At 71.2% G+C, this 26,629-nt stretch carries 28 protein-coding genes; 24 read left to right on the top strand and 4 right to left on the bottom strand.

What is annotated here, in order from left to right:
- Positions 1–170 precede the first annotated feature (170 nt).
- The 5 genes from plsX (at position 171) to smc (ending at position 6,689) form a co-directional block, all read left to right on the top strand.
- Positions 171–1,184 (top strand): phosphate acyltransferase PlsX, encoded by a 1,014-nt coding sequence (gene plsX, locus VHA73_11360; GenBank protein ID HVX18619.1) that lies wholly within the window; start codon positions 171–173, stop codon positions 1,182–1,184.
- An 82-nt stretch (positions 1,185–1,266) separates the two neighbouring features.
- Positions 1,267–1,572, top strand: a complete 306-nt coding sequence (locus tag VHA73_11365; GenBank protein HVX18620.1) for a phosphopantetheine-binding protein — start codon at positions 1,267–1,269, stop codon at positions 1,570–1,572.
- Positions 1,569–2,333, top strand: a complete 765-nt coding sequence (gene rnc / locus VHA73_11370) for a ribonuclease III (protein ID HVX18621.1) — start codon at positions 1,569–1,571, stop codon at positions 2,331–2,333. The genes VHA73_11365 and rnc overlap by 4 nt, the downstream gene beginning before the upstream one ends.
- A complete protein-coding gene (mutM, locus tag VHA73_11375) occupies positions 2,326–3,165 on the top strand; it encodes a DNA-formamidopyrimidine glycosylase (protein ID HVX18622.1) in 840 nt (279 codons plus the stop codon). Before rnc ends, mutM begins: the two co-directional genes overlap by 8 nt.
- Positions 3,166–3,221: 56 nt before the next feature.
- Positions 3,222–6,689 carry a chromosome segregation protein SMC gene (gene smc / locus VHA73_11380; protein HVX18623.1) on the top strand — a complete coding sequence of 1,156 codons (3,468 nt, stop codon included), beginning with the start codon at positions 3,222–3,224 and terminating at the stop codon, positions 6,687–6,689.
- Positions 6,690–6,719: 30 nt separating this feature from the next.
- Here smc and VHA73_11385 read toward each other — a convergent pair whose 3' ends face one another.
- From VHA73_11385 to VHA73_11395, 3 genes are read right to left on the bottom strand one after another with little or no spacing between them, the layout of a single operon-like run.
- Positions 6,720–7,685, bottom strand: coding sequence for a VWA domain-containing protein (locus tag VHA73_11385; protein HVX18624.1), 966 nt, complete (start codon positions 7,683–7,685; stop codon positions 6,720–6,722).
- Positions 7,682–8,620, bottom strand: coding sequence for a DUF58 domain-containing protein (locus VHA73_11390; protein HVX18625.1), 939 nt, complete (start codon positions 8,618–8,620; stop codon positions 7,682–7,684). The genes VHA73_11385 and VHA73_11390 overlap by 4 nt, the downstream gene beginning before the upstream one ends.
- Complete coding sequence (locus VHA73_11395) at positions 8,617–9,657, bottom strand: MoxR family ATPase (protein HVX18626.1); 1,041 nt, start codon at positions 9,655–9,657, stop codon at positions 8,617–8,619. Before VHA73_11395 ends, VHA73_11390 begins: the two co-directional genes overlap by 4 nt.
- A gap of 149 nt (positions 9,658–9,806) precedes the next feature.
- Between VHA73_11395 and VHA73_11400 the strand changes: the two genes are divergently transcribed.
- The 16 genes from VHA73_11400 to VHA73_11475 all read left to right on the top strand — a co-directional run bounded on the left by VHA73_11400 (position 9,807) and on the right by VHA73_11475 (position 22,175).
- Positions 9,807–10,547, top strand: coding sequence for a response regulator transcription factor (locus tag VHA73_11400; GenBank protein ID HVX18627.1), 741 nt, complete (start codon positions 9,807–9,809; stop codon positions 10,545–10,547).
- 4 nt (positions 10,548–10,551) lie between these two features.
- On the top strand, positions 10,552–11,925 hold the full coding sequence (locus tag VHA73_11405) for a HAMP domain-containing sensor histidine kinase (protein HVX18628.1): 1,374 nt from the start codon (positions 10,552–10,554) through the stop codon (positions 11,923–11,925).
- 76 nt (positions 11,926–12,001) lie between these two features.
- Complete coding sequence (locus tag VHA73_11410) at positions 12,002–13,360, top strand: trypsin-like peptidase domain-containing protein (protein ID HVX18629.1); 1,359 nt, start codon at positions 12,002–12,004, stop codon at positions 13,358–13,360.
- 61 nt (positions 13,361–13,421) lie between these two features.
- Entirely contained in the window at positions 13,422–14,645 is a 1,224-nt protein-coding gene (gene ftsY / locus VHA73_11415) for a signal recognition particle-docking protein FtsY (GenBank protein HVX18630.1), read from the top strand.
- A 31-nt stretch (positions 14,646–14,676) separates the two neighbouring features.
- Entirely contained in the window at positions 14,677–15,147 is a 471-nt protein-coding gene (locus tag VHA73_11420) for a BON domain-containing protein (protein ID HVX18631.1), read from the top strand.
- A 45-nt stretch (positions 15,148–15,192) separates the two neighbouring features.
- Positions 15,193–16,683, top strand: coding sequence for a signal recognition particle protein (gene ffh / locus VHA73_11425; protein ID HVX18632.1), 1,491 nt, complete (start codon positions 15,193–15,195; stop codon positions 16,681–16,683).
- A gap of 203 nt (positions 16,684–16,886) precedes the next feature.
- Positions 16,887–17,207, top strand: coding sequence for a 30S ribosomal protein S16 (gene rpsP / locus VHA73_11430; protein ID HVX18633.1), 321 nt, complete (start codon positions 16,887–16,889; stop codon positions 17,205–17,207).
- Positions 17,204–17,530: a KH domain-containing protein gene (locus tag VHA73_11435; GenBank protein HVX18634.1), complete on the top strand. Its 327-nt coding sequence runs from the start codon at positions 17,204–17,206 to the stop codon at positions 17,528–17,530. Before rpsP ends, VHA73_11435 begins: the two co-directional genes overlap by 4 nt.
- A gap of 33 nt (positions 17,531–17,563) precedes the next feature.
- Positions 17,564–18,049, top strand: coding sequence for a ribosome maturation factor RimM (rimM, locus tag VHA73_11440; protein ID HVX18635.1), 486 nt, complete (start codon positions 17,564–17,566; stop codon positions 18,047–18,049).
- Positions 18,050–18,052: 3 nt separating this feature from the next.
- A complete protein-coding gene (gene trmD / locus VHA73_11445) occupies positions 18,053–18,775 on the top strand; it encodes a tRNA (guanosine(37)-N1)-methyltransferase TrmD (protein HVX18636.1) in 723 nt (240 codons plus the stop codon).
- Between the two features lie 129 nt (positions 18,776–18,904).
- Positions 18,905–19,252 carry a 50S ribosomal protein L19 gene (gene rplS, locus VHA73_11450; GenBank protein ID HVX18637.1) on the top strand — a complete coding sequence of 116 codons (348 nt, stop codon included), beginning with the start codon at positions 18,905–18,907 and terminating at the stop codon, positions 19,250–19,252.
- A gap of 42 nt (positions 19,253–19,294) precedes the next feature.
- Entirely contained in the window at positions 19,295–19,588 is a 294-nt protein-coding gene (locus tag VHA73_11455) for a DUF2469 domain-containing protein (protein ID HVX18638.1), read from the top strand.
- A gap of 13 nt (positions 19,589–19,601) precedes the next feature.
- On the top strand, positions 19,602–19,946 hold the full coding sequence (locus tag VHA73_11460) for a YraN family protein (protein HVX18639.1): 345 nt from the start codon (positions 19,602–19,604) through the stop codon (positions 19,944–19,946).
- Positions 19,947–20,048: 102 nt separating this feature from the next.
- On the top strand, positions 20,049–20,237 hold the full coding sequence (locus tag VHA73_11465; protein ID HVX18640.1) for a (2Fe-2S)-binding protein: 189 nt from the start codon (positions 20,049–20,051) through the stop codon (positions 20,235–20,237).
- 71 nt (positions 20,238–20,308) lie between these two features.
- A complete protein-coding gene (gene bfr, locus VHA73_11470) occupies positions 20,309–20,779 on the top strand; it encodes a bacterioferritin (protein ID HVX18641.1) in 471 nt (156 codons plus the stop codon).
- Positions 20,780–20,783: 4 nt separating this feature from the next.
- Positions 20,784–22,175: a carotenoid oxygenase family protein gene (locus VHA73_11475; protein HVX18642.1), complete on the top strand. Its 1,392-nt coding sequence runs from the start codon at positions 20,784–20,786 to the stop codon at positions 22,173–22,175.
- A gap of 36 nt (positions 22,176–22,211) precedes the next feature.
- Here VHA73_11475 and VHA73_11480 read toward each other — a convergent pair whose 3' ends face one another.
- Complete coding sequence (locus VHA73_11480; protein HVX18643.1) at positions 22,212–22,424, bottom strand: hypothetical protein; 213 nt, start codon at positions 22,422–22,424, stop codon at positions 22,212–22,214.
- Positions 22,425–22,669: 245 nt separating this feature from the next.
- Between VHA73_11480 and VHA73_11485 the strand changes: the two genes are divergently transcribed.
- From VHA73_11485 to VHA73_11495, 3 genes are all read left to right on the top strand, one after another.
- Positions 22,670–24,181, top strand: coding sequence for a YifB family Mg chelatase-like AAA ATPase (locus tag VHA73_11485; protein HVX18644.1), 1,512 nt, complete (start codon positions 22,670–22,672; stop codon positions 24,179–24,181).
- Entirely contained in the window at positions 24,178–25,533 is a 1,356-nt protein-coding gene (locus tag VHA73_11490; GenBank protein HVX18645.1) for a DNA-processing protein DprA, read from the top strand. The genes VHA73_11485 and VHA73_11490 overlap by 4 nt, the downstream gene beginning before the upstream one ends.
- An 83-nt stretch (positions 25,534–25,616) precedes the next feature.
- Entirely contained in the window at positions 25,617–26,549 is a 933-nt protein-coding gene (locus VHA73_11495) for a tyrosine recombinase XerC (GenBank protein HVX18646.1), read from the top strand.
- The last annotated feature ends 80 nt before the right edge of the window (positions 26,550–26,629 follow it).

Below are 26,629 nucleotides of genomic sequence, written 5' to 3' on the forward strand. Positions count from 1 at the left end.
GGAGCCCCTTTCGCACGATCCTGATGGCGCCGGCTGTGGCGACCCGCGGCGCCCGCGAGCGGCCCAGCCGCCCTACGGCGCGTCGGTGCGGGGGCGGCGCCACGCACGCCCCAGCGGCTGCGCCGGGGCGGACCCCTGGTCTGCAGAGCTGTTGAGCCCGGAGGACTGTGATGACGGCCACTGAGGGACTGCTGCCGATTGCCGTGGACGCGATGGGGGGCGACAACGCTCCGGACGCGATCGTGGCGGGGGCGCGGCGCGCCGCCGACGAGCTCGGCGTGCCGGTCGTGCTGGTTGGTCGGTCGGCGGAGCTGGGTGACACCGGCGGGCTCGACGTGATCGAGGCGTCCGAAGTGATCGCCATGGACGCCGACCCGGGCTCGAGCGTGCGGCGGATGAAGGACTCCAGCCTGGTGCGCGCCGCCGAAGCGGTGCGCGACGGGCGGGCCTCGGCCATGGTGTCGGCGGGCAACACGGGCGCCACGATGGCCTCCGCACTGTTGCGGATGGGCCGGATCAGAGGTGTGGCGCGTCCTGCCATCGCCACGCCGATCCCGGTGCCCGGCGCCGACCGGCCGACGATCCTGCTCGACGCCGGGGCCAACGCCGAGTGCCAGCCCGACTGGCTGGTGCAGTTCGCCCAGATGGGCAGCGTGTACGCCACCGATCGCTATGGGGTGACCGCGCCCAAGCTGGGGTTGCTGTCGATCGGCGAGGAGGCCACCAAGGGCAACACCTTGGTCAAGGCCACCCACGCGTTGCTGGCCGAGGGATCGTGGGCTCGAGCGACGGGCGCCTCGTTCGTCGGCAACGTCGAGGGCCGCGACATCATGACCGACGCCGTCGACGTGGTCGTCACCGACGGCTTCACCGGCAACGTCGTGCTCAAGACCCTCGAAGGCAGCATGCGAAGCCTGGTGGGTGCGATCCTCGGTGCGTTCGGCACCGACGACGCCACCCGCGCCGCCGCCGACACGCTCATGCCCGCCTTGGCGCCGCTGTACCAGACGCTCGACCCCGACAACACAGGCGGGGCCATGCTGCTCGGCGTCGATGGGGTCTGCATCATCAGCCACGGCTCGTCGTCGGCCACGGCGGTGTTCAACGCGGTGGAAGTGGCGGCCGAGATGGTGCGCGGCGACCTGGTCGGTCGCCTCTCGGCCACCATCCGCCCTTCTGGCTGACCCCGTCCCGCCAGCGTTCACAAGCGCACAAAGTCGGCAAGGGCTATGCTCCGCCGGTTCGCCGAGGCAAGGAGTGCGGCTGGTGCCGGCTGAGACGCATGTCGAACGGGGCCCGATCGGGCGTGAGGAGATCTTCGACCTCATCCGCGACCGGTTGGCCGACATCTTGGAGATCGACCCGACGTCGATCTCGGAGGGCGACTCGTTTGCCGACGACCTCGAAGCCGACTCCCTCGCCTTGATCGAGCTCGTGGAAGCCCTCGAGGAGGAGCTCGGTGAGCGCACCGTCGGCTTCCGCATCGACGACGAGGACCTCGAGGATCTGAAGTCGGTCCGCGACGCGGTCGACTACGTGTACGCCCGGGTCGGAGGCGCGTCGGAGGCTTGACACCTCTCACGGACCGGCTCGGTCACACCTTCGGCGACCCCGCGCTGCTCGAGCGTGCGCTGACCCACCGCTCGTGGTGCGCGGAGCACCCCGGCCACCTCTCCAATGAACGTCTCGAGTTCCTCGGTGACGCCGTGCTCGGACTGATCGTCGCCGACTACGCCTTTCGGACCTATCCGGACCACGGCGAGGGATGGCTGTCGCGGGCACGGGCCTCGGTGGTGCGTGCCACTGCGCTGGCCGAGATGGCCACCGACCTCCACCTCGGCGACCACCTGCGGCTCGGCAAGGGAGAAGCGGCCTCGGGCGGGCGGGAGAAGCCGTCGATCCTCGCCGACTCGCTCGAAGCCGTCATCGGCGCCGTGTACCTCGACGGTGGGTGGAACGAAGCCCGGCGATTCGTGCTCGACCTGCTCCGCGACCGACTGGAGCAACTCGCCGACGGCGACGCCGACCAGGACCACAAGAGCCGCCTGCAGGAACTGTGCGCCCGCCTGTTCGACCACGGACCCGATTACCAACTCAGCGAGAAGGGCCCCGAGCACGACAAGGAGTTCCGGGCCGAGGTCTGGGTCGACGGTGGGGTCTGGGGCACCGGCACCGGTCGCACCAAGAAGCAAGCGGAGCAGGACGCGGCCGAACAGGCGGTCCAGCGGCTCAGCGAAGTCCACGCCCAACATCTCCCACCCGATGTCGTCAACGGCACGTTGGCGCCGGATCACGAACCCACCCCCCGACGCGACGAGACGACAGATGCCTGAGCTTCCCGAGATCGAGACCCTCCGCCACGACCTCGAACGTGAGGTCGGCGGCAAGCGGATCAAGTCCGTGGAGGTGAACAGCGCCAAGGTCGTGAGCCGCCACGCCAACCGCAAGCAGTTCGCCGGCCACCTCGAAGGGGTGAAGATCAACAGCGTCCGGCGCCGCGGCTCGATCCTCCTGGTGCCGCTCGACACCGACGAGACCTTGATCATCGACCTGCGCGCGGGCGGGCGGCTGCGGCGGGCTGCGGCCCGCGAGGAGGTCGAGCCCAAGACCCAGATGGTCGTCACGTTCACCCAGGGCGGTCAGCTCCGCCTCATCGACAAGGCCGACGGCGCGGCGCAGCTGTTCGTCGTCCCGAGCGACCAGGTCGACGAGGCGCTGCCAGAGCTCGCAGAGCTCGGCGTCGATCCGGTGGCCGAGCCGGTGTCGTGGGTGACCTTCGGCGAACTGTTGCACCGCAACAAGTTGAAGCTGAAGAACTTCCTCACCGACCAGACCGTCGTCGCCGGCCTTGGCCCCGTGTACAGCGACGAGATCCTGTACGAAGCGGGGCTGCGGCCCGATCGCATGTCGAACGAGCTCTCGTCACAGGAGATCCGCCGCCTGTACCGGGCCGTGGTCGAGATGATGCACGAAGGGATGAAGCACCGAGGTGTCACGCTCGACGACGACGGGTTCCTCGACCTTGCCGGCAAGCCCGGCGGGTTCACCGAACTGCTCAACGTGTACGGGCGCGACGGGCTGGCGTGCCGCCGGTGCCGGGCGGTGATCTCGAAGCGGAAGATGGCCGGCACCACCGTGTACCTGTGTGAGCAGTGCCAAGTCTGAGGTCGGTGGCCGAAAGTCACGGCACCGCCCGTCGGGTGTGATCGACTGGTCCCCGGATGTTCCTGAAATCCCTCACGCTGAAGGGCTTCAAGTCCTTTGCCGACGCGACCGTCCTCGAGCTGCAACCCGGGGTGTGCGTGGTCGTCGGTCCGAACGGCAGCGGCAAGTCCAACGTGGTCGACGCGATCGGCTGGGTGCTCGGTGCCCAGGCGCCCTCCGCCGTCCGATCCCAGAAGATGGACGACGTCATCTTCGCCGGCACGTCGAAGCGCCAGGCGCTCGGCCGCGCCGAGGTGTCGCTGACGCTCGACAACTCGGCGGGGCTGCTCCCGATCGAGTTCTCCGAGGTCACCGTCACCCGCACGCTGTTCCGCAGCGGCGACAGCGAGTACGCCATCAACGGCGTGCCGTGCCGGCTGCTCGACATCCAAGAGCTGCTGTCGGACTCGGGTGTGGGGCGCCAGCAGCACGTCATCATCTCCCAGGGTCAGATCGACGCCGTGCTCAATGCCCGACCCGAGGACCGCCGGCTGATCATCGAGGAAGCCGCGGGCGTCTTGAAGTTCCGCCGCCGCAAGGAGAAGGCGGAGCGACGGTTGGCCGCCACCGAAGGCAACCTCACCCGCGTCCAGGACCTGCTCCGCGAAGTCCGTCGTCAGTTGCGGCCGCTGGAGCGCCAGGCCGACGCGGCCCGCCGCCATGGTCAGGTCGTCGCCGAGCTCCAGGCGTTGCGGGTGTACGTGGCTGGTCGGGAGCTGAACCAGTTCGAGACCCGTCTCGGCCGCGCCACCGCGCAGCGCCAAGAGCTCGGCGCCGCGGAGCGCGACCTCCGCGCGCGGCTCGCCGAGCTCGACACGAACGTGCTCGCGGCGGAGCGGGAGCTGTCGAACCAGGGTGGCGACGACCTCGGCGACGCGCTCGTCCGGTTCGAGGCGCTGCGGGAGAAGGCCCTCGGGCAGACCGCAGTGCTGGCGGAACGCCGGCGCGGCATCGACCGGGCGCGAGAAGCGTTCGTCGACCAGGCCGTGGTGGCCACCCTCGAAGCGGAAGCCGCGCGGCTGCGGCGCGACCTCGACGAGCTCGGCCAAGGCGAAGCCGCGCTGGCGGCCAGGTTCGAAGAGCTGGCCGAGGCCGAAGCCGGTGTCGACGACCAGCGCACCCTGTTCGCCGAGCAGTGGCCCGAGTCGTTGCCGGTGCCGACCAGCCAAGCTGCCGAGGTCCGCGGCGAGCTGGCGGCCTTGCAGGCCGGGGCCGATCGCACGACCAGCGAGGCGGCCCGCATCCGCACCCGGGTGGCCACCCTGGCCGACAAGCGTGCGCGGTTGACCACCGAGGTCGAGGAGCTGCGCACCGAGCACCAGCAGCTCGAGGCCAGCGAGTCGGAGCTCCGGGCCGAGGCGGAGGCGGCCGCCGGCCGTCGACGCGAGGCCGACGCGGCGCTGGCCGCCGCCGACGACGCGCGCCGCGCGGCCGAAGGCGGGCACCACCGGTGGACGGCACGCGCCGATGCCCTGGCGCAAGCCCTCGAGTCAGCCCGGGCGCGAGCCGGAGCGGAGCAGTTGGCCGGCGTCGACGGTGTGGTGGGGACGTTGCTCGACCTGGTCGCGATCGACGACGGATGGGAGCTGGCGTTCGAGGCTGCGGCGGGCGCGGCCATCGGCTCGGTGGTCGTCGACGACGTGGCCGCCGGTCGGCGCGCGCTCGACGCGCTGCACCACGCAGGGTCGCCGGGCGCCGTGCTGGCGCTGGGCGCCGCGCTCGAGCCCGCTGGTGGTGGATCGGGGTCGACCCTTCCCGGCACGCCGCTGCGTCGCCACGTCCGAGCGATGCGGCCCGACGTCGAGCGGCTGCTCGATGCGCTGCTCGCGTCGGCCGTGGTGGTCGACGACTGGACTGCGGGCATCGATCTCGTGCTGGTGCACCCTGGCGCCGTCGCCGTCACCCGCGCCGGGGATCACATCGCCAGCACAGGTTGGCGTCTCGGTGGTGGCGGCACCGGCGCCACCGGCGCAGCGCTCGACGAGGCCTGCCGCCAAGCCGAACAGGCGGCCGATGCGGTGGCCACCAGCCGGGCCGCCCTCCAGAACGCGCGCGACGCTGCAGCGCACGCGCAGGAGGAGGCAGCCCAGCGGGCCAAGGCGTTCGACGCGGCTGCGCACCGCCTGCGGGCCATCGCCGACACGCTGCCTCGTCTCGAACGCGAGCTGGCCGACGGTCAGCGGGAAGCGGAGGCGCTCGAAGCGCAGCTCGCCGAGTCGACCCGCGGCGCCGAGCGCGCCGCCACCCGCTTGGGTGAGCTCCAGATCCTCCTGCCTGAGCTCGAAGCCGCCGAGGCCAGAGCCAGCGAGCTGGCCACCGCCAAGGCGGAGGCCAAGGCCGGGCTCGAGGAGAGCTCGTCGGCGGTCGCCGCACGGCGCGCCGACCTCGACCGCCAGCGGGCCGGGATGGTGGAGCGCCGTGACTTCCTGCATGGCCGGTTGGTCGAGGTCGAACAACGACTCGAGCACCAGCGCGACGCACGGGAGGCGGCCGCGACGCGTCGCGCCGAGCTCGATCAGCAACAGCTCGCGGTCGACCGGCTCGCCGCCTGGGTGGCCACGCGCGAACAAGCCATCGACAGCGAGCTGACCGGCCTGCGCGAGCGCCGGCGCCGTCAGTCGGAAGCGGCGCGCGCGGCCGCTGCCCGGCTCGACACGCTGCGCAAGGAGCGCGCCGAGGCCGAGCGTGAGCTCGAGGCGCACCGCGAGCGTCAGCGCCGCGCCGAGCTCGACGAGACCGAGCTGCGGCTCCGCTTGGAGCAAGCGGTCGAGTCGTGCCGCCGCGACCTCGACACCGAGCCGTCAGCAGCGATGGCCGCAGCCGAGCCCGAGCTGCCCGAGGGCACTTCGGCGGCAGCCCGCATCCGCGAGCTCGAGCGCGACTTGCGGATCATGGGTCCGATCAACCCGCTCGCGCTCGAGGAGTTCGAAGCGCTCCAGGAGCGGCACGTCTTCCTGGAAGGGCAGCTCGACGACGTCAAGACCTCGCGTCGTGAGCTCGCCAAGGTCATCAAAGCGATCGACGCCGAGATCGTCAGCGTGTTCGCCGCCGCCTACGCCGATGTCGAGTCCAACTTCCGCGACTTGTTCTCCACGCTGTTCCCCGGTGGCAGCGGCCGGTTGCGGCTCACCGAGCCCGACAACTTGCTCGACACGGGTGTGGAGGTCGAGGCCCGGCCGTCGGGCAAGAACGTCCGCAAGCTGTCGCTGCTGTCGGGTGGCGAACGTTCGCTCACCGCGCTGGCGTACCTGTTCGCCGTCTTCCGCGCACGGCCGTCGCCCTTCTACGTGATGGACGAGGTGGAAGCGGCGCTCGACGACGTGAACCTGCACCGCTTCCTCGACTTGGTGGCCGAGTTCCGCGCCGAGGCGCAGCTGATCATCGTGAGCCACCAGAAGCGCACGATGGAAGCGGCCGACGTGCTGTACGGCGTCACGATGCAGCCCGGTGGCTCGTCTCGGGTGTTGTCCGAAAGAGCGTCCTGACGCTTCCGGGCGCGTGGCCTGGCGGCTCGGTCAGGGCAGGCGGTTGAACCACGCCAGCGACAGGCCCGACGCGGCCAGCAGCAACACGATGCCGCCGCCCACGAACCAGGCTGTCAGGTCCGACGGCACGTGCAGGTAGCCGATCGACTTGCCGATGTCGTGGTACACGTTGCGGATCTGAGTCGAGTTCTCCGCCGTGAACGCCCGCCCGCGGGTGGCCGCCGCGATCGCCGCGAGCGCGTCCCGGTCGACCGACACGTCGGCGATTTCGCCGTTCACCTCGATCGTGGCTCCTTGCTGGCCGAACGCGATCGTCTCGACCGGCACGTGCTGGGCCCTGGCGTCGCGCGCAGCGGTCGCGTTGCTCGTGCCAACGGTGGTCGTGCCGTCGGACAGCAAGACGATGTAGGCCGGCACGCGCTCGCCGTTGGGGGCGGGCGGTGCCGATTCGATCGCGTCGAGGCTGGTCTCGATGGCATCGCCGATGGCAGTGGATTCGCCCAGCCGTAGCTGTGCGATGTGGTCGCGCACCGTGGTGCGGTCGGTGGTCGGCGCGACTTCGAGCGTGGCGTGACCGTTGAAGGACACGAGCCCCACGTTGAGGTCCTTGGGTACGACGTCGAGGAACGCGGTGGCCGCGGCTTTCGCGGCGGCGAGGCGGTTCGGCTGCACGTCGGTGGCCTTCATCGACAGCGACGTGTCGATGGCGAGCATGACCGTGGCCCGGTTCTTGGGGATCCGGCGCTGGTGAAAGGGGCCGGCCACCGCGAACACGAGCAGCACGAGCGCGCCGAGGTAGATGGCAGCAGGCGCGTGGCGGCGCCACCCGGGACGTTGCGGCGCCACGCTGTCGAGCAGCTCCAGGTTGGTGAATCGCACCGTGTAGCGCGGGCGGCGCGACTGGAGCGCGAGGTAGCCGGCGGCCACGCCGGCCACGACCACGAGGAGCCACAGCCAGCCGGCGCGATGGAACGAGAGTGCGACGAGGGTGCTCACCGGCGTGCCGCTCCGGTGACGTGGCGGCGGCGCCGGTCGACGAATCGGACCAGGTCGTGCAGCCAGTCGCTGTCGGTGCGCAGCACCAGGTGGTCGGCACCGGCCTCGCGCATGGCGTGGGCGTTGCGTTCTCGTTGCGCACGGGCCGCGTCGGCGTAACGGCGCCGGAGGTCGGGCGAGGTGCGCACCTCGCGGTGGGCGCCGGTCTCCGGGTCGACCAGGTCGAGTGTCCCGACGTCGGGCAGCTCCAGCTCGCGGGGATCGATGACCTCGACACACAGCGCTTCGTGGCGGGAGCTGACGGCGCGCAGCGCACGAGTCCAGGTGGGTGGTGCCAAGAAGTCGGAGATGACGACGACAAGGCCGCGCCGGTTCGCGGAACGGCCGAGCCGGCCGATGCCGTCGGCCAGGTCGGTGGACCCCTCAGGCGCCCGGCGCCGGTCGGCCACCTGGTGCAGCAGCGCCATCAAGTGCCCTCGGCCGGCGCGGGCCGGCACGACAGTGACACCCCTCGGGTCGAGCAGCAGGGCGCCGATGCGGTTGCCGGTGTGGTGCGTGAGGAAACCGATCGCAGCCGCGGCGGCCACCGCGAGATCGCGCTTCTCACAGCTGGCCGTCCCGAAGTCGAGGCTGGGGGACAGGTCGATCAACAACCACGTCTCGAGCTCGCGGTCGGCGATCGTCTCGCGGATGTAGGGCTCCTGCAGTCGGGCGGTGACGTTCCAGTCGATGCGACGGACGTCGTCGCCGGGCTGGTACGCCCGGGTCTCGCCGAGCTCGGTGCCGTGCCCGGGCACGAGTCCCTGGTAGTTGCCGTGGAGCACACCTTCGAGCCGGCCGGCGATGGCGAGCTCGAGGCGCCGCAGCAGCTCCTCGGTCGACGCCTGGCCGAGGTGCGGCGGCGCGGCACCCGGCCGTGTGGGGACGGAGCTCACCGGTAGGAGTGCCCCAGCGCGGGTGGCGGCGGCACGTGCCCGTTGGGCGCCACCCGGCCGTCGGCGGCGAGGCGCGGCGCCGGCACCGTGGAGAGCACTTTGGCCACGAGCTGATCGGCCACCACTTGTTGCGCCAGCGCCTCATACGACATCACCAGGCGGTGGCGGAGGACGTCGGGAGCCACGTCGTAGACGTCCTGCGGCAGCACGTGGGCCCGACCGCGGATCAGTGCCAGCGCGCGGCCGGCCGCGACGAGACCGAGCGTGGCCCGGGGGCTGCACCCATACGTGAGGAACTGCTCGATCTCACCGACCCGGTAGCGGACCGGGTCGCGGGTGGCCATCACGAGGTTGACGGCGTACTCGACGACGGAGGGGTCGATGTAGATGTCGTCGGCGGCCGACTGGAGGCTCACGAGCTGCTCGGGGGTGAGGACCTGGCGCGCTTCGGGGGGCCGCACACCCATCCGGTAGACGATCTCGGCTTCCTGCTCGGCAGTGGGGTGATCGACCAGCACCTTCATCAAGAAGCGGTCGCGTTGTGCCTCCGGGAGCGGATACACGCCTTCCTGCTCGATCGGGTTCTGGGTGGCGAGGACCAGGAACGGCTCGGGCACCTCGAACGTCGTGCCGCCGATCGACACGTGGTGCTCGGCCATCACTTCGAGCAGGGCGGACTGGACCTTGGCCGGCGCCCGGTTGATCTCGTCGGCGAGCACGAAGTTCGCGAACACCGGGCCCGGCTCCACGTCGAACGCCTCGGTGGACGCCCGGTAGATGCGCGTGCCCACGACATCGGCGGGCAGCAGGTCGGGGGTGAACTGGATGCGGTGGAACGTGCCGCCGACCGTCCGGGCCAGCGTCTCGGCGGCGAGGGTCTTGGCCAGCCCGGGCAGCCCCTCGAGGAGGCAGTGGCCCCGCGCGAGGAGGCAGACCACGAGGCGCTCGACCACCCGCTCCTGACCGACGATCACCCGCTCCACCTCGCTCATCGTCGTGCCGAGCAGCTCGGCGGGTCGGCTGGTGGTCGTGTCCAAGAGTTCGCTCCAGAGTCGCACAGAGGGCGGTTGGTGGGTGTTGGCGCGGCCGGCAGGCGCCCTTACCCGCCGTCACAGAGCGTAAAGCTCCCCGCTCGGCTTTCGGGCGCGGACGCCGGTCCGCGGTCGATCCGGTTACCGTCACCGCGATGCGTTTGCTGGTGGTGGAAGACGAGGTCGACCTCGCCGACGCGCTCGGTCGCGGGTTGCGTCGTGACGGCTACGCGGTCGATGTGGTGAACAGCGGTGCTGATGCGCTCTCGCGCCTGGCGATCGCGCCCTACGACCTGGTGTGCCTCGACTTGAACCTCCCTGACATGGACGGCTTGGAGGTGTGCCGGCGCCTGCGCACCGAGCCCGAGTACCACCCGGATGAGGGCCAGCCCGCCGCACGCGTGCTGATGTTGACCGCCCGGGATCGACTCGACGACCGCGTGGCCGGTCTCGACGAAGGGGCCGACGACTACCTGGTCAAGCCGTTCGCGTTCGACGAGCTGCGAGCCCGCGTCCGCACGCTGTTGCGCCGCGACGCGGGCAAGAGCGGCGCAGTGCTGCGGGTCGGCGACCTCGTCCTCGACACGGCGCGGTTCGAGGCGGAGCGGTCGGGGCGCCCGCTCGAGCTGACGGCGAAGGAGTTCGCGCTGCTGCGCTACTTCATGACGCACGCCGGTGAAGTGCTCTCCCAGGAGCACTTGTTGGAGCATGTCTGGGACGAGCACGCCGATCCGTTCACGAACACCGTGCGCGTCACGGTCGGGACGTTGCGGCGCAAGCTCCTCGGCGACGGCGACGACCAGCCCATCGAGACGGTGGTGGGCGCCGGGTACCGGCTCCGTGACGTGCCGGCCACTTCCACCAGCGACACGACCGATCCTGGCCGCGAGCAGTGAGACGGTGACCGGACCCGTCCAGCACGGCGACGTCCCGCAACCTGCGCCCGAGCCGGCGGAGCCTCCGGCCCAGCGCCCGAGGAGCCGGGTCGACCGGATGGCCGACAGCCTGCCGTCGTGGATGGGCTCGGTCCGCTTTCGCCTCACGGCCATCTACTCGCTGGTGCTGTTCGGCCTCGCTGCGGTGCTGGTGGCCGGCATCTACCTCGCCGTCGCCGCCCGTTTGCACAAGCAAGTGGTCGCCGACCGAGCCATCCGCGCGCAGGTCACCCCCAACGGGTTGGTCGTCCCCGACCAACAGCAGGTGTACGAGTACATCGAGCACCAGGCCAACGAACGGGCGTTGCGGACGCTTCGCCAGTTCTCCTTCACCGCGCTGAGCTTGCTGTTCCTCGCCAGCCTGGCCGTCGGGTGGGTGGTCGCCGGCCGGGTGCTGGCGCCGATCGAGCGGATCACTGCCGTTGCCCGCGACATCCAAGTCACCGACTTGCAGCGCCGCATCGGCATGCGCGGCCCGCCCGATGAGCTCCAGCGCCTCGCCGACACCTTCGACGCGATGCTCGGCCGGCTCGACGAGGCCTTCGAAGGCCAGCGTCGGTTCATCCACGAGGCCAGCCATGAGCTGCGCAACCCGCTTGCCGTGATCCGCACCAACCTCGACGTGTTGCAGTCGGACCCCGACGCCGACATCGCCGACTACCGCACCGCCGCCGAGGTCGTGCAGCGGTCGACGGAACGGATGGGTCGGCTGGTCGACGACCTGTTGGTGTACGCGGATCGTGGTTCGCCGACCAGCAAGCACGAACCGGTCGATGTGGCGATGGTCGTGCACGACGTCGCCGCCGAGTTCCTCGTGCCAGCCGACGCCCGCGGGTCGCGGCTGCTCGCGTCGGCCGATCCGGGCCTGTGGGTGTACGGCGATCGCGACACCTTGCGCCGCGCGCTCGCCAACCTCCTCGCCAACGCGGTGCGCTTGTCGGAGCCAGGCTCGACGATCCGCCTGGCGGCCGGGCGCGAGACGGGGTGGATCTGGATGGCCGTCGAGGACGAAGGCCCGGGGATCCCGCCCGAGCAGCGCGAGCTCGTGTTCCGGCGTTTTTGGCGCGGCGACGAAGCCGGCGCACGGCGCGAAGGTCGCTCAGGGCTCGGCTTGACGATCGTCCGCCAGATCGCCGAGGCCCACCGCGGGACGGTGCGGTTGTTGCCCTCACCCAAGGGCGGCTCGACCTTCGTCATCTGGCTGCCCGCATCGGCGTCGAACGGCGCGCCGGGCGCACCCTCCTCGGCCGCCCCTCCCGCTCCGCCCGACGCGCCTCCACCTCCCGGTTCTCAGACTCCTCCCAGCGTCGATCCAGGTGCCGTGGAGGGCGGCGAGTGAGGCTGTGCTTGACCGGGGTTTTCGTGGCGCGTCCTAGCCTGGGACCGACCCGCCGAGGAGGATCGTGATGGCGCCGATGGACAGGAACGTCGACCCGGGTGAGCAGCCGCCCGCCCGTGAAGGGTCGTGGGTTCCCGCGCCACCGGCGTCCCCACCTCCTCCCGATCCGACCGTCGTCGATGCCACGCCCGCCGCGCCGGCCCCGCCGCCACCCGCGCCGCCCGTCGAGTCGCCCCAACCCGCGCCGCCACCCGCCGTCGCGCCGCCTCCGGTCCTCGCTCCGCCGGGTGCCGCTGTCGGCGCGGCTGGGGCGCCGCCGCCGCCGCCGGCGCGTACCGCGGGCGGCGGGGCGGGTGTCGGGCGCAACGCCAAGCGGGCGCTGGCCGCGGGGCTCGTCGCAGCCGTCTTGGCCGCCGGTGGCGGGTTCGCGGCTGGTCGCATCACGGACGACCATGCACCGTCGCGCACGCTGGCCGGCGTGTCCGCCCCCACCGATGTCGCGTCGAACAGCCAGACCGGCACCACGGTGGCGCCGCCGCTGAGCGGCAACGAAGCCGAGCCTGCGGCTGCGGTCGCCCAACTGCTCGGGCCGGCCATGGTGCAGATCACCGCGAGCGACGGGCTCGGATCGGGTTTCGTGTACGACAAGTCCGGCCTGGTCATGACCGCGGCGCACGTGGTCGGTTCCGCCAAGCGGGTCAAGATCCAGCTGGCCGACGCCACCCAGGTCGAGGGCGAGGTGCTCGGTGCCGACCCGTCGACCGACGTGGCCGTGATCAAGATCCCGGCCCGACCAGGTCAGGCCCTGGCCCAGCTCGGTCTGGGCGTGAAGGTCGTGCCGGGCCAGACGGCCATCGCGATCGGTAGCCCGTACGGCCTGTACCAGACCGTGACCGAAGGCATCATCAGCGCGGTCGACCGCAGCATCCCGACCAGCGACGCGCTGAACGAGGTGCCGATGTTGCAGACCGACGCGCCGATCAACCCGGGCAACTCCGGCGGCGCCCTGGCCGACCGCCGCGGCCGGGTCATCGGCATCAACGACTCGATCTACTCGGGCAGCACGGACCCCAACGGCGAAGCCGGCAACGTGGGCGTCGGCTTCGCGATCCCGATCGACCTCGCCAAGTCGGTGGCCGACCGGATCGTGGCGGGCAAGCCGATCGAGCCGGGATTCCTGGGCGTGAGCGGCCAGACGTCGACCGGGGCGAGGCTGGGCGCCGAGCTGGTGACGGTGGAGTCGGGCTCGCCCGCCGCCAAGGCCGGCCTCGAGAAGGGCGATCTCGTCGTCGCCATCGACGGGCGTCGCATCGGCAGCATGGCCGACCTGGCTGCCGGTGTCCGCACCCGCCAGCCCGGCAGCACGGTCACGCTCACGGTGGAGCGCGACGGCAAGCAGCTCCAGACCCAGGTGGTGCTCGGCAAGGGCAAGTGACGGGTCGGAGGCGACCGCTCTGCCGAGGTGAGCGGAACGCTCACGTAGGCTCAGACGCACCATGACTGCCCTGATCATCGGAATCATCGTCGCCGCGCTCATCTTGGTGGTGAGCGGCGTGTACTTCGTGACGTCGCGCCGCGGCGACCGAGGTCCGCAGCTCGAACCGCCGGGCCGTGGGGGAGCCGGCACCGCCGTCCGTGAGCGGCCAGCCCACGGGCGGCCCGCGAACGACGAACCGGCAGCCGTGCAGCCGGTCGACGAGGCCGCCGTCGACGAGACCGAGGTCGAACAAGGCGCGGTCGAACAAGCCGCGGTCGACCAGGCGACCGTCACCGAGATCGAAGAAGCGCTCGGCGGGGTCGAGGCGGAGGCGCCGCCGGAGCGGCCGTCGTTCCGTGACCGCCTGGCCAAGGCACGGGGCACGTTCTCGGGCTACTTCGGTTCGATCCGCGGCCGTGGCCGCATCGACGACGAGACGTGGGACGACCTCGAGGAAGCCATGATCCGCGCCGACGTCGGTGTCGCCACCACCACCTCGGTGCTCGACCAGCTGCGCGCACAGGTGAAGGACGAGGGCATCAAGGAGCCCGCGGTGCTGCTCGAAGCGCTCAAGCAGCAGCTGACCTCGCGGTTGTCGCAAGGCGATCGCATGCTCGCGTACGCCGACGACGGACCGACGGTGTGGCTCTTCGTCGGCGTGAACGGTGTCGGCAAGACCACCACGATCGGGAAGCTGGCCAAGGCGGAGGCCGACGCCGGCAAGTCGGTGATCCTTGCTGCAGGAGACACCTTCCGCGCGGCGGCAGCAGAGCAGCTCGGCACGTGGGCCGAGCGTTCCGGCGCCGACTTCGTGCGCGGCGCGGAGGGGGCAGACCCCGGCTCGATCATCTTCGACGCCGTCGAGCGAGCCGAAGCCCGCAACGCCGACCTGGTGTTGGGCGACACCGCCGGGCGCCTCCACACCAAGACCAACTTGATGGAGGAGCTCCGCAAGGTCCGGCGCGTGGCCGACAAGGGTGCCGGCACCGTCACCGAGGTGTTGCTCGTCCTCGACGCGACGACCGGCCAGAACGGGCTCGTGCAGGCCCGCCAGTTCACCGACGCAGTCGACGTCACGGGTGTCGTGCTGACCAAGCTCGACGGCTCGGCCAAAGGCGGTATCACCCTCGCCATCCACGACGAGCTCGGCATCCCCGTGAAGCTCGTCGGCCTCGGCGAAGGTGTGGCCGACCTCGTGACGTTCGATCCCGCCGAGTTCGTCGACGCCCTGTTCGCTGAATGACCGCTCCGCCCCCGACCGACGGAGGACCCCCATGTCACTGATCCGCCTCGTCCTGTTGCCGCCGCGGGTGCTGTTCGGCGTGTCCAAGCGGGCCACCAAGGTGTCGTACCGGGTGGGTCGGGCCGTTGGTTACCGCCGCATCGTGCTGTTCGGCGCCGGCGCGGCGGTCGGGTTGCTGGTCGCGCCCGTGCCGGGCCGGGACTTGCGACGGCGCCTGCTCGAAGGCACCGGCCTGGCCACGGGCGACGTTCCGCCGGGCATCGCCGAACAAGAGTTGGCCGACGAGGTGCGCACCCACCTGCGCCAAGCGCCACGCACGTGGCACCTCCCACAGCCGGTGGTCACCGAAGTCGCGCCCGGCCGGATCCGCCTCGACGGCTCCGTGTCCGACGACACCGCCCGCCGCGACCTCGAATCCACGGTCGCGCAGGTCGAGGGCGTCGACGAGGTCGACAACCAGGTTCGGGTGGTCGGCACGGCCAGTACCATCGAACCTTCGTAGTGCGGCACTTCAGCCGCACCCACGCCTGATCCACGGGGTTCCCGCATGTTCGAAGCACTGAGCGATCGCTTCGAAGGCATCTTCAAGCGCCTTCGCGGTCACGGCCGGCTGAGCGACGCCGACGTCGACGAGGTCCTGCGCGAGATCCGCGTCGCGCTGCTCGAGGCCGACGTCAACTTCACCGTCGTGCGCGGCTTCGTGGACCGGGTCCGCGAGGCGTGCGTCGGGGCCGAGCTGCACCAGGCGCTGAACCCCGCCCAGCAGGTCATCGACATCGTCCACCAGGAGCTGATCGACACCCTGGGCGGCGAGACGATCCGCATCACGTACGCATCGCGCCCGCCGACCGTGGTGCTCATGGCGGGCCTCCAGGGCTCTGGCAAGACCACCAACTCGGCCAAGCTCGCCCGCTGGTTCAAGCAGCAGGGGCGCAACCCGTTGCTGGTCGGCGCCGACCTCCAGCGGCCAGCCGCCGTCGAGCAGCTGCGCACGCTCGCCCGCCAGATCGACGTGCCGGTCTACTCCGCGCCTGACGACATCGTGGCGAGCGGCACCGGCGACCCGGTGGCCACCGCGGGCGACGGCATCGCCGAGGCCCGGCGCCTCGGTCGCGACGTCGTGATCGTCGACACCGCCGGCCGCCTGTCCATCGACGAGGAGCTGATGGATCAGGTCCGGCGCATCGAAGCGGTCACGGAGCCCCAGTACACGTTCCTGGTCGTCGACGCGATGACCGGTCAGGACGCGGTCACCACCGCCGAGAACTTCCACAAGGCACTCAGCCTCGACGGCGTGATCCTCACCAAGCTCGACGGCGACGCCCGAGGTGGTGCCGCCTTGAGCGTGAAGGAAGTGGTCGGCCGCCCGATCGCGTTCGCGTCCACCGGCGAGAAACTCGCCGACTTCGACTTGTTCCACCCCGATCGCCTCGCCGGCCGCATCCTCGGCATGGGCGACGTCCTCACCTTGATCGACAAGGCCAAGGAGGCGTTCGACCAGGACGAGGCCGAAGCGGCCGCCGCCCGGCTCCTCGAGGGCCAGTTCACGCTCGAGGACTTCCTCGAGCAGATGCAACAAGTCAAGAAGATGGGTCCGATCGGGAACTTGATCGGCCTCATGCCTGGCATGCCCAAGGAGTTGAAGAACACCGAGATCGACGACAAGGAAGTCGGCCGGATCGAGGCCATCATCCGCTCGATGACCACCGAGGAGCGCCAGCGGCCGGAGATCGTCGACGGGTCCCGGCGGGTCCGCATCGCCAACGGGTCGGGCACGTCCACCGGCGAGGTCAACCAGCTGCTCAAGCAGTTCAAGGACGTGCAGCGGATGATGAAGCGCTTCGGCGGAGGCGGCGTCACGAAGCGCAAGGGCAAGAAGGGCAAGAAGGGCAAGGGTCAAGGCCGGGGGAGGGTGCGACCCATGTTGCCGCCCGGTATCGATCTGGCGGACTTCGGCGATCTCGGCGACCTGGCCGGCGACGGCCCGGGCAGCCCGCCGGCCCGTGGCGGCGGGCTGAAGCTCCCCGGCCTCGACTGACCCCCCGCCCCCGCCCCACCCCCACCCCCGTTCCCCACCCCCGTTCTGGGCTGCTTTCTACGCGTCCCAACGCGTAATTTTCAGCCCAGAAGCGTTGGGGGGTGGCGGCCGGTTTGCCGCCAACGAGTCGACTCGCCACACTGGTACGTCGGCTTCGGCCGGTCCTCGCCGACACCCGAACACACTGAGAGGCAGGTCACTCCGTGGCTGTAAAGCTCCGCCTGATGCGGATGGGCAAGAAGAAGCAGCCGACGTACCGCATCGTCGCGGCCGATTCGCGGTCGCCTCGCAACGGTCGCTTCATCGAGATCCTGGGCACGTACCAGCCCCGGCTCGATCCGTCCGGCATCACGGTCGACGAGGACAAGGCCGTCAAGTGGCTCCGCAACGGTGCCCAGCCCACCGAGTCGGTCCGCAAGCTGCTCGAGCTCACGGGCGCGTGGGCCACGTTCAAAGGTGAGCCCAAGCCGGCCAGCGCGGCCGCGTTCCAGCCGGCCACGGAGCCGGCAGCCGACGCGTCGTGAGTGACCACGACGACGACTTCAACCGCGTCGACGACGACCTCGCCGACGACGACCTCGCCGACGGCGACGGCAACGCCGCGCCGGTTCCGACTGCCGTCGACGTGCTCGAGTACGTCGTGAAGTCGGTGGTCAACCACCCCGACGGTGTCTCCGTCGAGGTCGACGACCGTCGTTCGCCGATCCGCCTCGACGTCCATGTGGCCGACGGCGACATGGGCCGGGTCGTGGGCAAGCGTGGCCGCACCGCGCAGGCCATCCGCACCGTCGTGCGGGCCGCCGCGCACCGCGACGGCGCCGAGGTCGACATCGAGTTCGTCGACTGATGCGCCCGCCCTGCGCATGATCCGGGGGGCCGCGTGACCGACGCCCGGCCCGAGTTGCTCGAAGTCGGGCGCATCCATCGTGCCCATGGCCTCCGGGGCGAGGTGCAGGTCTCGCTGACGACCGACCGGGTGGAGCGAGTCCAGCCGGGTGCGCAACTGCAGACCGCGCAGGGACCGTTGACGGTGGCGGCGTCCCGCCCCCATCAGGGCCGCTGGCTCGTCCGGTTCGAGGGATACGCCGACCGCACGTCTGCCGAGACCCTGCAGGGTCGGGTGCTGTCCGCCCCGCCGCTCGATGGTGGTGAGGGCCTGTGGGTCCACGAGGCCATCGGAGCCGAGGTGGTGCTCGTCGACGGCACGACGGTCGGCAAGGTCGCGGCAGTGGTCGACAACCCCGCGCACGACCTGATCGAGCTCGACAGCGGCACGCTGATCCCGGTGGTGTTCCTGGTCGACGCCGACTCCCGCCCTGGCCGCTTGGTGATCGATCCCCCGCCGGGCCTGCTCGAGCTGGGGTGAGGCGTGCGGATCGACGTCTTCACGATCTTCCCCGACATGGTCGACGGCTTCGCCGGCCAGAGCTTGTTGGGGAAGGCCCGAGAACGGCACCTGGTGGATGTGCGCGTCCATGACCTGCGCGCCCACACGCGCGACCCTCACCGGTCGGTCGACGACGCGCCGTTCGGCGGGGGAGCGGGCATGGTGCTGATGCCCGAGCCGATCTTCGCGACCGTCGAGGCGGTCGACCCGCCGCGGCCTTTGCTGCTGCTCGGGCCGGGTGGCCGGCGATTCGACCAGGCCGCCGCGCGCGAGCTGGCCGCGCTCGACGGCTTCTCGTTGCTGTGCGGGCGCTACGAGGGCGTCGACGACCGGGTGCGTGCGCACCTCGTCGATGGCGAGCTGTCGATCGGCGACGTCGTGTTGAGCGGTGGTGAAGTGGCGGCCATGGTGGTGCTCGAGGCGGTGTCGCGGCTGGTGCCGGGCGTCATGGGCAACGAGGCATCCGCCGACGACGAGTCGTTCGCCGACGGTTTGCTCGAATACCCGCACTTCACGCGGCCCGCCGAGTTTCGTGGCTGGGCCGTGCCCGAGGTGCTGCGGTCGGGCGACCATGCCCGCGTCGCCCGCTGGCGGCGGGCGCAGGCGTTGGCCCGCACCCAACGTGACCGCCCCGACCTCATCGAAGCGCGCGGCGGTCTGAGCGACGACGACTGCCGGGTGCTCGAGGAGTTCCCCGAGCGCTGACCACGTGCCACGAGCTTGGTGGCCTCCGGACTGCTCGTCTACAGTGATCCGTCGCCCCGACCACGGTCGGCGGCCCCGGACACCGTCCGGTTGCCTGATCGCACCACCGGCGCAAGGAGCGCGAGTCACATGCACAGCACCGATCTCGTCGACCAGGCGAATCTGCGCACCGACGTGCCGGACTTCGCGCCCGGCGACACGCTCAAGGTCCAGGTGCGCGTCGTCGAGGGCTCCAAGGAGCGGCTCCAGGCCTTCCAGGGCGTGGTGATCCGCCGGCAGGGCTCGGGTGTCCGGGAGACCTTCACGGTCCGCAAGCTGAGTTACGGCGTCGGTGTGGAGCGCACGTTCCCGGTGCACTCGCCGATCATCTCCGACATCGAGGTGGTCACGCTCGGCGACGTGCGCCGCGCCAAGCTCTACTACCTGCGCGACCGCATCGGGAAGGCCGCCAAGGTCAAGGAGAAGCGGGTCCGCTGATCCTCGGCGTACCATGCAGCCCGTGACGTCGCGGGTCCACCGATGAACACCGACGATCTCGAGCAGTACGAGTCGGAGATCGAGCTGCAGCTCTACAAGGAGTACAAGGACGTCTGTCCGATGTTCTCCTACGTGGTCGAGACCGAGCGCCGCTTCTACTTGGCGAACTCGGTCACAAAGACGGTCCACGACGAAGGCGGGCGCACCTGGGTCGAGCTCGAGCTCGCCGACGCGTGGGTCTGGGACATGTACCGCCAGAGCCGCTTCGTCCAGTCGGTCCGTGTGGTGACCTTCAAGGACGTCAACGTCGAAGAGCTGCCGGGCCGCGAGCTGTAGCCGCGCCGGCGCCATGGCCGACCCGCGTCGAGCGCTCGGAGCCCACGGCGAGGATCTCGTCGCGGCCTGGTACGAAGCCCGCGGCTACGACGTGGTCGACCGCAACTGGCGTGTGCGGGAGGGTGAGATCGACCTGGTGCTGGCCCGTGGGCGCGACATCGTGTTCTGTGAGGTGAAGACCCGCAGCAGCGCCGCGTTCGGTCCGCCGTCGCTGGCCGTGACGCCGACCAAGCAGCGGCGGCTCCGCAAGCTCGGTTCGATGTGGTTGTCGGCGCGAGGGCACGCCCCTACCGACATCCGTTTCGACGTGGCGTCGGTGCTGGGCGACGAGATCGAGGTCCTACCCGCCGCGTTCTGAGCGGTTGACAAAGGTGAGGGTGTTAAGGCATCCTTACGACATGCAACAGGCGCGCTGGGGCTACCGGTGTGAACAACCCCCACCAGCGGGTGCACGGCGATGATGGTGTGCCACTGCCGTTCGGTGAGCGACCGCGCCATCTGCGGCGCCATCGACGCCGGCGCGACCGATGTGGAGTCCGTGGGCTTCCACTGTGGTGCGGCGACACGCTGTGGCGGTTGCCGACCGACGGTCGAGGCGCTCCTCGCCGAGAACCGCCAAGTCGAGATCCGCACCCCGGTCGGCGCCTGAGCCGCGCGGTTCGCCTCGGTCGGCGGCGGTGACGGGATAGGGTCCGGCCACTGCCGGATCAGGAGGCGACCGTGCAAGGCAACCCCGAGATCATCGAGCTGCTGAACGACATCCTCACCGCCGAGCTCACGGCGATCAACCAGTACTTCGTGCACGCCAAGATGGCCGACAACTGGGGTTTTGAGCGACTGGCCGACAAGATCCGGGCCGAGTCGATCGACGAGATGCACCACGCCGAGAAGCTGATCGACCGGATCCTGTACCTCGAGGGCGCGCCGAACCTCCAACGACTCGGCGCGCTGCGCGTCGGGGAGACGATGGTCGAGGCGCTGCAGCTCGATCTCGCGGTCGAACACGAGGCCATCCCGCGGTTCAACGCCGGCATCGCCCGCGCCGCCGAGCTCGGCGACAACGGCACCCGTGAGCTGCTCGAAGACCTGCTCGTGAGCGAGGAAGCGCACACCGACTGGCTCGAGACGCAGGTCGACTTGCTGCGCCAGGTGGGTGAGCAGCACTACCTCGCCCAGCAGATCCGCGACTGAGCTGATGGCGTCGGGTCCCGCCACCGCACCGAACCCGTATCTGTCCGGCAATTTCGCGCCGGTACACGACGAGCTCACCACCGACGCGCTGCAGGTCAGCGGGCGACTTCCCGAGGCGTTGGAAGGCACGTTCATGCGCAACGGCCCCAACCCCGCGTTCGCGCCGCTCGGCCGCTACCACGTGTTCGACGGCGACGGCATGGTGCACGCGGTCGAGCTGCGCGACGGCACCGCGCGCTACCGGAACCGATGGGTGCAGTCGCGGGGCCTGCAAGCGGAGCGCAAGGCGGGGCGGGCGCTCTACGGCGGCCTGTCGGAGTTCCATGCCCCCGACCCCGAGGTCGTGGCCGAGGCCGGCGGTCTGAAGAACACGGCCAACACGCACGTGGTGCGCCACGCAGGTCGGTTGCTCGCCCTCATGGAAGCTGCCCTGCCGACCGAACTGACCGGTGACCTCCAAACCGTCGGCGAGTACGACTTCGACGGCCGGCTCGCCGGGCCGATGACCGCGCACCCCAAAGTCGACCCTGACACGGGTGAGTTGTTGTTCTTCGGCTACAGCCCGTTCCCGCCGTACCTCCGCTACCACGAGGCCGACGCCGAGGGGAGCCTGATCCGCACGGTCGACATCGACCTGCCGAAGCCGGTGATGATGCACGACTTCGCCGCATCGCAGCAGCGTGTGGTGTTCTTCGACCTGCCGGCGATCTTCGACCTCCGAGCGATGCTGTCGGGCGGCGCCGGCATCTCGTGGCAACCCGCCAACGGGGCGCGCATCGGCGTCCTCGACCGACGTGATCCTGCGGCGACCGTCCGCTGGTTCGACGTCGAGCCGTTCTGGGTGTTCCACTTCCTCAACGCGTCCGACGACGGCGACTCGGTCGTCGTCGAAGGCTGCCGGGCCGAACGCCTCAACATCGCGTTCGGGCCCGACGAGCTCGACAGTGCGGCGCCTCCGACACTGCACCGGTGGCGCATCGACCTCGCAGCCGGTCGCGTCCACGACGGGCCGCTCGACGACCGGCCGGCCGACTTCCCGCGCCTCGACGACCGCCGAGCCGGCAAGCCGGCCCGTTTCGGGTACCTCGCGGCGGCCCGTGACTGGTCCGACGAAGTGGCCGACTTCGACGGATTCGTGAAGCACGACCTCGCCACCGGTGCCTCCGAGCGCTACTCGTACGGGCCGCGGTCCTTCGCGGGCGAGGCGGTCTTCGCCCCGGACCCCACCCGCACGGACGAGGACGCCGGCTGGTTGGTCAACTTCGTGCACGACGGTGATCGCGACGAGAGCTCGCTGGTGATCGTCGACGCGCAAGCCCTAAAGGAAGTCGCGCGGGTGCGCTTGCCACGTCGCGTGCCGTTCGGGTTCCACGGGAGCTGGCTCGCCGCGATGTGAACGGCACCCCCGCCCGGCGGGGACCCGGCGCGATGCTCAGCGCAGCCGCCCCGGTCGGCGGCGTCCCCGGTTGGCCCAACACGCCCGGTGCCAGTGGCGCCGGAGATCGGGTGCCGCCTTGGGGACCGCCACCAGGTGGCCGAGCCCGGGAGGGATGTCCTGGTTGCAGCCCGGGCAGAGGTACACCTTGACGGCTTCGTACGGCTGCACCCGCCGCACGTCCACCTCGTCGTCGGCCCAGGGATCCATGGCTCGTCCGCGGTGCCGGCTCAGCCGAACACGGCCCAGGCCACTGCCGCGAGGCAGGCGAGCACGGCCACCGCCGCCATCACGTAGTCGCCGATCGAGTGATCCTCGGGGCGGAACGGGTTGAGGCCCATGGGCCGAGTCTCGCGGTCGCCGCGCATCGTGTCACAACCGCTGGCTACGTTGGTGGTGCCTCGAGGGCCGGGCTGACGGCCGCTCCTCCCATCACCTCGCATTGGGAGGGCTCCGTGCTCGCCACCACGCGTTCCGCCACTCTGCTCGGCGTCGACGGCCAGCCCGTCACCGTCGAGGTCCATGTCACCGTCGGGCTGGCCACGTTCACTGTCGTCGGTCTGCCCGACACGTCGTGTCGCGAGGCGCGCGACCGCGTCCGTGCCGCGTTCGCCGCGATCGACGTGCCGTTTCCGCACCGACGGGTCACCGTCAACCTCGCACCTTCCGCGTTGCGCAAGATCGGCAGCGGCCTCGACCTGGCCATCGCCGCGGCCCTGCTCGCCGCGTGCGAGGAGGTCGACGCGGAGCAGGTGCGGTCGCTCGGGTTCGTCGGAGAGCTCGGCCTCGACGGCACCGTCCGGCCGGTGCCCGGGATGATCTCGCTCGTCGACGCGCTCGGGTCGTGCGCCGCCGTCGTGCCGGCCGCCGCCCAGCACGAAGCCGCGCTCGTGGCGCACGGGCGCGTGCGCCCGGTCCGCGACCTCCGCGAGCTGGTGCTCGCGTTGAAGGGCGAGGCGCCGTGGCCCGAACCTGCCCAGCCGCCTGCACCCGTACCGTTGCCGCCGCCGTTGCAGCTCAACGACGTGCGCGGCCAGCACGTGGCGCGCGCTGCGCTCGAGGTCGCCGCTGCCGGCGGCCATCACTTGTTGCTGGTGGGACCACCTGGGGCCGGCAAGACCATGCTTGCCCGGCGCCTGCCGGGCTTGCTCCCCCCGCTCGGGCCCGAGGAATCGCGCGACGTCTCCCGCGTGTGGTCGGCGGCCGGTGAGCCGATGCCACCGGGTCGCCTCATCACCCGACCGCCGTTTCGAGCGCCACACCACAGCGCCACGATCGTGGGCCTGATCGGCGGCGGCTCCGCGGCGATGCGTCCAGGCGAGATCAGCTGCAGTCATGGAGGTGTGCTGTTCATGGACGAGCTCGGTGAGTTCCCCGTGCACGTGCTCGAGGCCCTCCGCCAGCCGCTCGAGTCCGGGTCGATACGGATCTCTCGCGCGGCGCTGAGCGTCGAGCTACCGGCGCGCTTCTTGCTGGTCGCTGCCATGAACCCGTGCCCGTGCGGCGAAGGCTCGGTCGATCGGTGTCGGTGTCGCGACTTCGATCGTGTGCGGTACCGGCGGCGGCTGTCGGGACCGCTGCTCGATCGTTTCGACCTGCGAGTCGTGGTGGGCCGCCCTGATGTCGACGAGCTCATCGGTGCGGTGCCCGGCGAGACCACCGAGTCCGTCGCCGCGCGGGTGGCCGAGGCGCGTGAGCTGGCCGCGCGGCGCGGGGTGCGCTGCAACGCGGATCTGCCAGATGCCGATCTCGACACTGCGGCGGCGCTCGACGGCGGCGCCACCGTGGAAGCCGAGGCTGCGCTCCGCCGCGGCACGCTCAGCGCACGTGGCTTCGCACGAGTGCGTCGGGTGGCGCGCACCATCGCCGATCTCAGCGGTTGCGACGGCCCCATCGACCGGCGGCAGTTCCTCACGGCGCTGCAGCTGCGGGTCGACCCGCTGCCCGATCACCAGGTGGCGGCATGAGCGCCGGTGCGTCGCCCGCCGATGCCGCGCCGTCGGGTGGCGAGCCCTGGTGGGCCGACTTGGGTGAGCGTCTGGCTCCACCCGCCTCCACCGGCGACGGCCCTGTCGGCCCGGGCCCCGGCGCCGCGCGACCAGGCCGACCCGCTGACGCCGCCAAGGCCGCCGAGCACGCCGAGCCCGCCGCGGAAGACCGGCCGGAGCGGGCGGTGGTCGGCGGCCTGCCCCACTTGCCCGACGCGGCGTGGATCGCCGCCATGTTGCTGCTCGACGACATGGGCCCGGTCCGCCTCGCCAACCTGCTGCGCTCGTTCGGCGCCCAAGGCGCCTGGCGACGTGTCCTCGATGGGTCGCTCGGCGTTCGTCCCGAGCTCGCCGGTCGGCTCAACGGCCGGTCCTGGGACGCAATGCTCGCCACCTGGCAGCGCCAAGCGCGACTGGTCGACGTGGCGGGTTTCTGGGCGCGTCACGAGGAAGCCGCGGTCGGCGTCACGGTGCACGGTGGTCCGTCGTTCCCACGGGCGCTGGTCGACGACCCCGAGCCGCCCGCGGTGCTGTTCCACGCCGGCGACCCTGGCTGCATCGCCGGGCCGAGGGCCGCCGTGGTGGGCACCCGGCGGTGCAGCGAGCGCGGCCGCCGCTTCGCCGAAGAGCTGGGCTTCGCCCTTTCCCGGGCCGGTGTCGGCGTGGTGTCCGGCCTCGCGCGCGGCATCGACGGGGCGGCGCACCGGGGCGCGCTGCGGGCCGCGGAACGGGGCGGCGCACCCCCGATCGGCGTGGTCGCTTCGGGGCTCGACGTCGTCTACCCGCACGAGCACGCTGAGTTGTGGGCACGGGTGGCGCAGACGGGTGTCCTGTTGTCGGAAGTGCCGCTGGGGGTCCGGCCCAACCGGTGGCGCTTCCCGGCCCGCAACCGGGTCATCGCCGGTTTGGCCGACGTGCTGGTCGTGGTGGAGTCGCCCGCCAAGGGTGGGTCGATGTACACCGTCGAAGAGGCCATGCGACGCAACGTGCCGGTCCTGGCCGTGCCCGGTGCGGTCGGGTTGCGCGCGGGCGAGGGCACCAACGCCTTGATCTTCGACGGCGCGGGTGTCGCCCGCGACGCGGCCGACGTGCTGCTCGAGCTGGGCCTGGCGGAGGAGGCGCCGGCGGCGCGGGAGGCGGACTCTCGACCCGTGCCTTCGCCGGAGGGGAGTCGCCTGCTCGACGCCGTCGCGTGGCAGCCCGTCACCTTGGCGGGGCTGGTCGGCCGGCTCGACTGGTCGGTCGGTGACGTCGCAGAGGCGCTGACCGAGCTGCGCGACGCGGGTTGGATCGCCCAAGCCGGGGCGTGGTTCGAGCGGATCGCCCGATGACGGCCCGCGGTGCGCCGCCGGGGGCCCGATCTCGACCCATGTGGTCACCGTGGCGGTCGGGCGTCGCCGGTACCGTTGACGCCGTGGGAGGGCCGTCGGCAGCCGAGCGTGACGAGGAGGCCAGCGAGTGGCGCGTCGACGCGTTCCTCGCGTCGCTCACCTCGCTGTCGGCCAACACCGTCAAGGCCTACCGGGCCGACCTCGCCAACTTCGTCGACTGGGCGGGTCGGCTCGGCGCCACGGGTCCTGCCGCCGTCGATCGGAAGGTCCTGCGGCGCTACCTGGCCTTCTTGGCGTCCGGTGGCAAGCAACGCCGCACGATCGCCCGGCGAGCCTCGGCGCTGCGGCGCTACTTCGGGTGGCTGCGGCGCACCGGCGTGCTCGACGTCGACCCCACGCTGGAGCTGTCCGCCCCGAAGGGCGACGGCCGCCTCCCGCACGTCCTCGGCAGCGCCGAGCTGCAGCACCTCCTCGACGAAGCGCCCGCGGGCGGGCCCACCGACGACCGTCCCGACGCCCGGGCACGGCGATGCCGCGACGACGCGCTGCTCGAGGTGCTCTACGGCAGTGGCCTCCGGGTGGGTGAGCTGTGCGGCATCCGCACGGGCGACGTCGATCTCGGTCGTGCGCGCCTCACCGTGTGGGGCAAGGGCTCCAAGCAACGGCTCGTCCCGCTCAGCGAGCCCGCCGTTGACGCGTTGGTGGCCTGGCTGCACGACGAGCGCCCCGCGCTGGCCACCAGCGACGCCGCCGCCGATTTCGTGTTCGTGAACAGCCGCGGCCGACCGATGCAACCTCGTGACGTGCGACGGGTGCTCGATCGCCGTTCGGCCAGCCCCACCCACCCCCACGCGCTGCGCCACACCTTCGCCACCCACCTCCTCGACGGCGGTGCCGACCTCCGAGCGGTCCAGGAGCTGCTCGGCCACGCCGACCTGTCGACCACGCAGCTGTACACCCACGTGAGCAAGGAACGCCTCCGCAAGGTGTACGACGCGACGCACCCCCGCGCCTGACGGGATCCCCGAACAGCAACCCAACCCCGCACGGCAACCCGACCGTGAGGGGCTCGCGGCTGTCGCCGCCTTCCACGACA

This window comes from Acidimicrobiales bacterium (assembly GCA_035547835.1).
Classification (GTDB): Bacteria; Actinomycetota; Acidimicrobiia; order Acidimicrobiales; family Iamiaceae; genus DASZTW01.

Excerpts from the sequence above, each read along its gene's own strand:
- VHA73_11490 (HVX18645.1), top strand. The coding sequence starts at position 24,178 with ATGAGCGCCGGTGCGTCGCCCGCCGATGCCGCGCCGTCGGGTGGCGAG.
- VHA73_11410 (HVX18629.1), top strand. The coding sequence starts at position 12,002 with ATGGACAGGAACGTCGACCCGGGTGAGCAGCCGCCCGCCCGTGAAGGG.
- VHA73_11475 (HVX18642.1), top strand. The coding sequence starts at position 20,784 with ATGGCGTCGGGTCCCGCCACCGCACCGAACCCGTATCTGTCCGGCAAT.
- VHA73_11400 (HVX18627.1), top strand. The coding sequence starts at position 9,807 with ATGCGTTTGCTGGTGGTGGAAGACGAGGTCGACCTCGCCGACGCGCTC.
- VHA73_11460 (HVX18639.1), top strand. The coding sequence starts at position 19,602 with ATGGCCGACCCGCGTCGAGCGCTCGGAGCCCACGGCGAGGATCTCGTC.
- rplS (HVX18637.1), top strand. The coding sequence starts at position 18,905 with ATGCACAGCACCGATCTCGTCGACCAGGCGAATCTGCGCACCGACGTG.
- VHA73_11465 (HVX18640.1), top strand. The coding sequence starts at position 20,049 with ATGGTGTGCCACTGCCGTTCGGTGAGCGACCGCGCCATCTGCGGCGCC.
- VHA73_11420 (HVX18631.1), top strand. The coding sequence starts at position 14,677 with ATGTCACTGATCCGCCTCGTCCTGTTGCCGCCGCGGGTGCTGTTCGGC.
- smc (HVX18623.1), top strand. The coding sequence starts at position 3,222 with ATGTTCCTGAAATCCCTCACGCTGAAGGGCTTCAAGTCCTTTGCCGAC.
- VHA73_11480 (HVX18643.1), bottom strand. The coding sequence starts at position 22,424 with ATGGATCCCTGGGCCGACGACGAGGTGGACGTGCGGCGGGTGCAGCCG.
- plsX (HVX18619.1), top strand. The coding sequence starts at position 171 with ATGACGGCCACTGAGGGACTGCTGCCGATTGCCGTGGACGCGATGGGG.
- ftsY (HVX18630.1), top strand. The coding sequence starts at position 13,422 with ATGACTGCCCTGATCATCGGAATCATCGTCGCCGCGCTCATCTTGGTG.
- ffh (HVX18632.1), top strand. The coding sequence starts at position 15,193 with ATGTTCGAAGCACTGAGCGATCGCTTCGAAGGCATCTTCAAGCGCCTT.
- mutM (HVX18622.1), top strand. The coding sequence starts at position 2,326 with ATGCCTGAGCTTCCCGAGATCGAGACCCTCCGCCACGACCTCGAACGT.
- VHA73_11455 (HVX18638.1), top strand. The coding sequence starts at position 19,295 with ATGAACACCGACGATCTCGAGCAGTACGAGTCGGAGATCGAGCTGCAG.